At 55.0% G+C, this 6,594-nt stretch carries 6 protein-coding genes; 4 read left to right on the forward strand and 2 right to left on the reverse strand.

Annotation, left to right across the window (positions count from 1 at the left end; translation table 11 throughout):
- Positions 1-1,005 (forward strand): Holliday junction branch migration DNA helicase RuvB, encoded by a 1,005-nt coding sequence (gene ruvB / locus ABRZ28_RS05245; protein WP_319602697.1) that lies wholly within the window; start codon positions 1-3, stop codon positions 1,003-1,005.
- Positions 1,006-1,011: 6 nt separating this feature from the next.
- Here the strand turns inward: ruvB and znuB are convergent, their stop codons facing one another.
- Entirely contained in the window at positions 1,012-1,797 is a 786-nt protein-coding gene (gene znuB, locus ABRZ28_RS05250) for a zinc ABC transporter permease subunit ZnuB (protein ID WP_319602696.1), read from the reverse strand.
- Positions 1,794-2,552 carry a zinc ABC transporter ATP-binding protein ZnuC gene (gene znuC, locus ABRZ28_RS05255; protein WP_319602695.1) on the reverse strand — a complete coding sequence of 253 codons (759 nt, stop codon included), beginning with the start codon at positions 2,550-2,552 and terminating at the stop codon, positions 1,794-1,796. The genes znuB and znuC overlap by 4 nt, the downstream gene beginning before the upstream one ends.
- 75 nt (positions 2,553-2,627) lie before the next feature.
- On the opposite strand from znuC, the gene znuA reads away from it, so the two are divergent.
- The 3 genes from znuA (at position 2,628) to lpxM (ending at position 6,170) form a co-directional block, all read left to right on the forward strand.
- Complete coding sequence (gene znuA, locus ABRZ28_RS05260; protein ID WP_330519668.1) at positions 2,628-3,662, forward strand: zinc ABC transporter substrate-binding protein ZnuA; 1,035 nt, start codon at positions 2,628-2,630, stop codon at positions 3,660-3,662.
- Between the two features lie 12 nt (positions 3,663-3,674).
- Positions 3,675-4,997 carry a murein DD-endopeptidase MepM gene (gene mepM, locus ABRZ28_RS05265; RefSeq protein WP_319602693.1) on the forward strand — a complete coding sequence of 441 codons (1,323 nt, stop codon included), beginning with the start codon at positions 3,675-3,677 and terminating at the stop codon, positions 4,995-4,997.
- Positions 4,998-5,198: 201 nt separating this feature from the next.
- Positions 5,199-6,170, forward strand: a complete 972-nt coding sequence (gene lpxM, locus ABRZ28_RS05270) for a lauroyl-Kdo(2)-lipid IV(A) myristoyltransferase (RefSeq protein WP_319602931.1) — start codon at positions 5,199-5,201, stop codon at positions 6,168-6,170.
- The last annotated feature ends 424 nt before the right edge of the window (positions 6,171-6,594 follow it).

Raw genomic sequence — 6,594 nt, forward strand, 5'->3', positions numbered from 1 at the left:
ATGATTGAAGCAGATCGCCTGATTTCCGCAGAGGCCATCCCCGAAGAGGAATTTATCGACCGCGCCATTCGCCCGAAACTGCTGGCGGAGTATGTCGGTCAACCCCAGGTGCGCGAGCAGATGGAGATCTTCATTCAGGCCGCGCGTAAACGCGGCGATGCGCTGGATCATCTGTTGATTTTTGGTCCGCCGGGATTGGGGAAAACCACGCTGGCGAATATTGTCGCCAATGAAATGGGCGTGAATTTACGCACCACTTCCGGTCCGATACTGGAAAAAGCCGGCGATTTGGCGGCGCTGCTGACCAACCTGGAACCGCACGATGTCCTGTTCATCGATGAGATCCACCGTTTATCGCCCGTCGTGGAAGAGGTGCTGTATCCGGCGATGGAAGATTATCAACTGGATATCATGATTGGCGAAGGGCCGGCCGCCCGTTCGATTAAACTGGATTTGCCGCCGTTCACGCTGATTGGCGCCACCACCCGCGCCGGCTCGCTGACGTCGCCGCTGCGCGATCGTTTCGGCATCGTTCAGCGGCTTGAATTTTATCGCGTCGAGGATCTGCAACATATCGTCAGCCGCAGCGCGCAGTGTCTGGGGCTGGATCTCACTCACGACGGCGCGCTGGAAGTCGCTCGGCGTTCGCGCGGTACGCCGCGTATCGCCAACCGACTGCTGCGACGTGTGCGCGATTTCTCCGAGGTGAAGTCCGAAGGGGCAATCACCGCCGAGGTGGCTATGTTGGCGTTGGATATGCTGGCCGTAGACACCGAAGGTTTTGATTACATGGACAGGAAACTGTTGCTGGCGATTATTGATAAGTTCACGGGCGGCCCGGTGGGGCTGGACAACCTGGCGGCGGCCATCGGCGAAGAGCGGGAAACCATTGAAGATGTGATTGAACCGTTTCTGATTCAGCAGGGGTTTATTCAACGCACCCCGCGCGGGAGAATGGCGACGCAGCATGCCTATCGCCATTTCGGCCTGACGCGGGAGGAGTAGCCTGCATTACGCAGGCTGTTTCTTGATGAGACTGATGATAAACAGCAGAGAAGCGCACAGCACGACGGACGGGCCGGCCGGCGTGTTGTAACCGGCGGAAAACGCCAGACCGCCGGTAATGGCAACCATGCCAATCCCTATCGCGAAGCCGGCCATCTGCTCCGGCGTGCGGGCAAAACGGCGGGCGCTGGCGGCGGGAATGATCAGCAGCGAAGTGATGATTAGCGCACCGACGAACTTCATGGCGATGCCAATGGTCAAGGCGGTCACCAGCATCAGGATAAGCTTGGCGCGCGGCAGGTTGACGCCGTCGACATGCGCCAGCTCAGGGCTGATGGTCATGGATAACAGCGCCCGCCATTGCCAGCTCAGCACCGCAATCACCACGGCGACGCCGCCGCCGATGATCCACAGATCGTCGGCGGTGACGGAGAGTAAATCCCCGAACAGATATGCCATCAGATCCACCCGGACGTTATTCATCAAGCTCACGACGACTAACCCGAGCGACAGCGCGCTGTGCGCCATAATCCCCAGCAGGGTATCTATCGCCAGATAGGGCCGCCGTTCCAGCCACACCAGTCCGAGCGCCAGCGCTAGCGTAACGACGATGACGGCATAAAACAGATTAATATCCAGCAGTAAACCAAAGGCCACACCCAGTAGCGAGGCGTGAGCCAGCGTATCGCCGAAGTAGGACATACGTCGCCAGACGACAAACGAACCCAGCGGACCCGCCACAATGGCTAAAAAGATCCCCGCCAGCCAACCGGGAAACAAAAGCTCAATCATGCGTCGTTTCCACCCTGTCTTTTCAGAATGACACGGCCGTTTAAATCGTGACGATGATTATGATGATGCCGGTAGACCGCTAACTGTTCGGCGCCGCGATGGCCGAACATCGCTAAAAATTCGGGATGCAGCGAGACGACTTCAGGGGTGCCTGAACAGCAGACATGCTGGTTGAGACACAGCACCTCATCCGTTTTCGCCATCACCAGATGAAGATCGTGGGAAACCATCAGGACGCCGCAGTTAAACTCCTGACGAAGCTGGTTTATGAGGTCATACAGCGCGAGTTGACCGTTGACGTCCACGCCTTGCGTCGGTTCATCCAATACCAGCAACTGCGGCTGATTCAATAACGCCCGCGCCAGAAGAACGCGCTGATTCTCGCCGCCGGACAGCTTCTGCATCGGCTGCTCCAGCAGGTGCGCAGCCTGAACGCGTTTCAGCGCCGGCAGAATATCCTGTTGCTTAACGCCGGGGCGCAAACGCATAAAACGGCTGACGGTTAAAGGCAGGGTCGCATCCAGATGCAGCTTTTGCGGGACGTAACCAATCCGTAATCCGGGCGTTTTTTGCAATGTGCCGGAAGTGGGGGGCAACAGGCCAAGTACGATGCGCACCAGCGTTGATTTGCCCGCGCCATTCGGCCCAAGCAGCGTAAGGATACGTCCTGCCTGTAGAGACAGCGAGATATCCGACAGCACTTTTCGGCTACCGAATGACGCTGAAATATTATCGAGTGATACCAATGTGGACATAGAATTCGATTTGCAGAGCTTCTGTAATGTTATAATATAACAAACTACACATTAAAAGCGATGAGACAACATGCGATGCAAAAGCATATTCAACAAAAAAAATGGTTAAAAAGTGTGTTTGTTGCCAGCGCACTGATGGCTTCCGGTGCGTCGATTAACACCGCTTCCGCTGACGTAGTCACGTCTATTCGTCCGTTGGGTTTTATCGCTTCAGCGATAACGGCGGGGATTACGCCGACAGAGGTTCTGTTGCCCAACGGGGCTTCGCCCCACGATTATGCCTTGCGTCCGTCGGATGTCCAGCGTTTACAGTCCGCCGAGCTGGTCGTCTGGGTGGGGCCGGAAATGGAAGCCTTTTTAGGCAAGCCATTGTCGCAGATTGCGCCGGCAAAACAAATCACGTTAGCGGAATTACCGGCAATTAAAGCGGCGTTGGTAAAAGAAGCTAAACATCATCACGATCATGACGATAACGATCATGGCGAGCAGGAGGATGATGCGCATCATGACGAACATCATCATGAGCAGCATGCGGATGATCATGACCATACAGCGCCTGAAGAGGAGGGCGATGGGCATCATCACGGTGAATACAATATGCACATTTGGCTGTCTCCCGAGATGGCAAAACAGGCTGCGATTGCGATTCATGCAAAATTATTGGAACTTATGCCTCAAAATAAGGACAAACTAGACGCGAATCTGCTTTATTTTACAGATAAAATCGCGCAGACAGACAAAAAAATTGCTAACATGCTAGCGCCTGTGCGGGGTAAGGGTTATTTCGTGTTTCATGATGCCTATGGCTACTTTGAGCATCGCTATGGTTTAAGTCCACTAGGCTACTTTACGATTAACCCGGCCATCCAACCTGGAGCACAGCGCTTACATCAAATTCGAACACAGTTGGTTGAGCATAAAGCCGTATGTGTTTTTGCTGAGCCACAATTCAGGCCAGCCGTTATTCATGCTGTCGCCAAAGGAACTGACGTGCGCTCGGGCGTGCTGGATCCATTGGGAAGCGATATCGCACTGGGTAAAGACAGTTATGCGAACTTCTTGTCGCATCTGTCGCGCCAGTATCTGAGCTGCCTGGAGGAAAAATCATGAGGATACGAATAAGTGCAGCAGATAGTCCGAACTATCGCTCTGGCGTATAACAGCCTACCAAGACCCCACCGCGTAATGCTGGGGTCGCTTACCGTTATTACATTGGCCGTTGCTGTTTGGCGGCCTTTTGTTTATCCCCCCGTTAACGATGCCCCGGTGATTGTGAAAGATGTCGCGCTGGAAGCCAACCAATTGCGCACGCTGACGCCGGAAGCCAGCGAACCCATCGACCAACCTACGCCTGACGACGATATTCCCCAGGATGAACTGGATGACAAGACCGACGAAGAGGGCGCGGTGCATGAGTATGTGGTTTCAACCGGCGATACGCTAAGCAGCATTCTAACCCAGTACGGCATCGATATTGCGGACGTTACCCGGCTTGCCGAGGGAAATCCGGCGCTGCGTAATCTTAAAATCGGTCAGCAGATATCCTGGGTGCTCGGCGATAACGGCGATTTACAGAGTCTGACCTGGCAAATGTCCCGCCGTGAAACCCGGGTTTATGAACGTATCGGGGCGGATTTCAAAGAGCGGATCGAAACCCTGAAAGGGGAATGGCGCAACAGCGTACTTACCGGACGATTAAACGGCAGTTTCGTCAACAGCGCCAAAAACGCCGGTTTGACGCACAGTGAAATCAGCGCGGTGATCAAGGCGCTGCAATGGCAACTGGATTTTCGCAAGCTGCGTAAAGACGACACCTTCGCGGTATTGATGTCGCGCGAGATACTGGATGGCCGCAGCGAGCAGAGTGAATTGCTGGGTGTGCGCCTGAATACCGGCGGAAAGGATTACTTTGCTATCCGGGCTGAAGACGGCAAATTCTACGATCGGGAAGGTTCTGGTTTAACGCGCGGGTTTATGCGTTTCCCCACCATCAAGCAGTTCCGCATTTCTTCGAATTTTAATCCACGGCGTATTAACCCCGTCACCGGCCGCGTGGCGCCGCATAAAGGCGTCGATTTCGCTATGCCGGTCGGTTCGCCTGTGCTGGCCGTCGGCGATGGGGAAGTGCTTATCGCCAAGCGCAGCGGCGCGGCGGGCAACTATGTCGCGATACGACATGGTAGACAGTACACCACGCGTTATATGCACTTGAATCGCATACTGGTGAAGCCGGGGCAAAAAGTTAAACGCGGCGATCGCATTGGGTTGTCCGGCAATACCGGGCGCTCCACCGGCCCGCACCTGCACTATGAGTTTTGGATAAATCAGCAGGCGGTTAATCCATTGACGGCGCAGTTGCCGCGTTCCGAAGGTCTGAGCGGCAAGGAACGTCGTGATTACCTGGCGCAGGTGAAAGAAGTTGTGCCGCAGCTTCAGTTTGATTAGTGTCTGATGGCGCATTTTCAGCCGGCAGCTTGCTGCCGGCGTTTTCATTTATATCCCTTTCATTTTTTCACGTTGCGGGTGTGTTAATCTCAATAGCGGTTTTTTTCGGGCCTTGCTCGCAGGCGGGCAAGCCAGCCCGCTATAAATTTATTGGTATCGGTTCTTGATGTTTTTGTTGTCGGTTTATTTGAAGAGTTGATGATGGAAAAAGAGAAAAAAACGAGCGCTGAGTTTATTCCTCAGTTCCAGCGAGCCTTTTATTACCCGCGATATTGGGGAACCTGGCTGGGCATCGGGGCGATAGCCGTTGCCGCGTATATCCCCGCTCGTTTGAGAAACCCGGTTCTGGGCGGATTAGGGCGTCTGGTCGGCCGGTTTGCCAAGGGCGCCCGTCGGCGCGCGCGGATTAACCTGCTGTATTGCATGCCGGAGTTAACCGAGACGCAGCGTGAAGCCATTATCGATAACATGTTCGCCACGGCGCCGCAGGCGATGGTGATGATGGTGGATGTGGGCATCCGAGACCCGAAAAAGGTTGAGAAGCACGTCCGCTGGCATGGCGAAGCGATCCTGAATAAATTAAAAGAGCGGGATCGGAATGTGATTTTTCTGGTGCCGCATGGCTGGGCCGTCGATATTCCCGCCATGCTGATGACCTCGCGCGGGCAGCGCATGGCTGCGATGTTCCACAACCAGAAAAATGAACTGGTGGATTTCTGGTGGAATACGCTACGCCGCCGTTTCGGCGGGCGTATACACGCGCGCAATGACGGCATTAAACCCTTTATCAGCTCGGTACGCCAGGGGTGCTGGGGATATTATCTTCCCGATCAGGACCATGGGGCGGAGCATAGCGAATTCGTCGATTTTTTCGCCACCTACAAAGCGACGTTGCCGGCCATCGGCCGCCTGATGAAGGTTTGTCGCGCCGATATTGTTCCGCTGTTTCCGGTGTATAACGCGAAGGACTGCTGTCTTGACGTGTTCATCCGCCCGCCGATGGATGATTTGACCGATGCTGACGACAAATACATCGCGCGCCGTATGAATGAGGAAGTTGAAGTCCTGGTCAGACCGAATCCGGAGCAATACACCTGGATCCTGAAGCTATTGAAAACCCGTAAGCCAGGCGAAATTGAGCCCTATTGCCGGGACGATCTTTACCGCAACTGACTTTGTTAACGCCGCTAGCGGCCGCCCGTAGGGTGGCGGGCAGGGATAGCCGCCATAAAAAAGAGCAGGAGCGATTTTCAACGCCGCTAGCGGCCGCCCGTAGGGTGGCGGGCAGGGATAGCCGCCATAAAAAAGAGCAGGAGCGATTTTCAACGCCGCTTGCGGCGGCCCGTAGGGTGGCGGGCAGGGATAGCCGCCATAAAAAAGAGCAGGAGCGATTTTCAACGCCGCTTGCGGCGGCCCGTAGGGTGGCGGGCAGGGATAGCCCGCCATAAAAAAGCCGGACGCGTTGTTTATCGTCCGGCCTCAGACTGTTGATAAAGCCTATAATACGGCATTGTCATCCTCCGCTACGCCCAGTCATTCCCGCGTTAGTAGGCGGGAATCGCCTGCTGAAACCGTAAATCGCCATTGGCTGATTCCC

Source organism: Brenneria sp. g21c3, assembly GCF_040240345.1.
In the GTDB taxonomy this organism is placed as follows: domain Bacteria; phylum Pseudomonadota; class Gammaproteobacteria; order Enterobacterales; family Enterobacteriaceae; genus Brenneria.

What these genes read in the sequence shown, in the direction of transcription:
- ruvB (WP_319602697.1), top strand. Translation starts at nt 1, where the DNA reads ATGATTGAAGCAGATCGCCTGATTTCCGCAGAGGCCATCCCCGAAGAG.
- znuC (WP_319602695.1), bottom strand. Translation starts at nt 2,552, where the DNA reads ATGTCCACATTGGTATCACTCGATAATATTTCAGCGTCATTCGGTAGC.
- znuB (WP_319602696.1), bottom strand. Translation starts at nt 1,797, where the DNA reads ATGATTGAGCTTTTGTTTCCCGGTTGGCTGGCGGGGATCTTTTTAGCC.
- znuA (WP_330519668.1), top strand. Translation starts at nt 2,628, where the DNA reads ATGCAAAAGCATATTCAACAAAAAAAATGGTTAAAAAGTGTGTTTGTT.
- lpxM (WP_319602931.1), top strand. Translation starts at nt 5,199, where the DNA reads ATGGAAAAAGAGAAAAAAACGAGCGCTGAGTTTATTCCTCAGTTCCAG.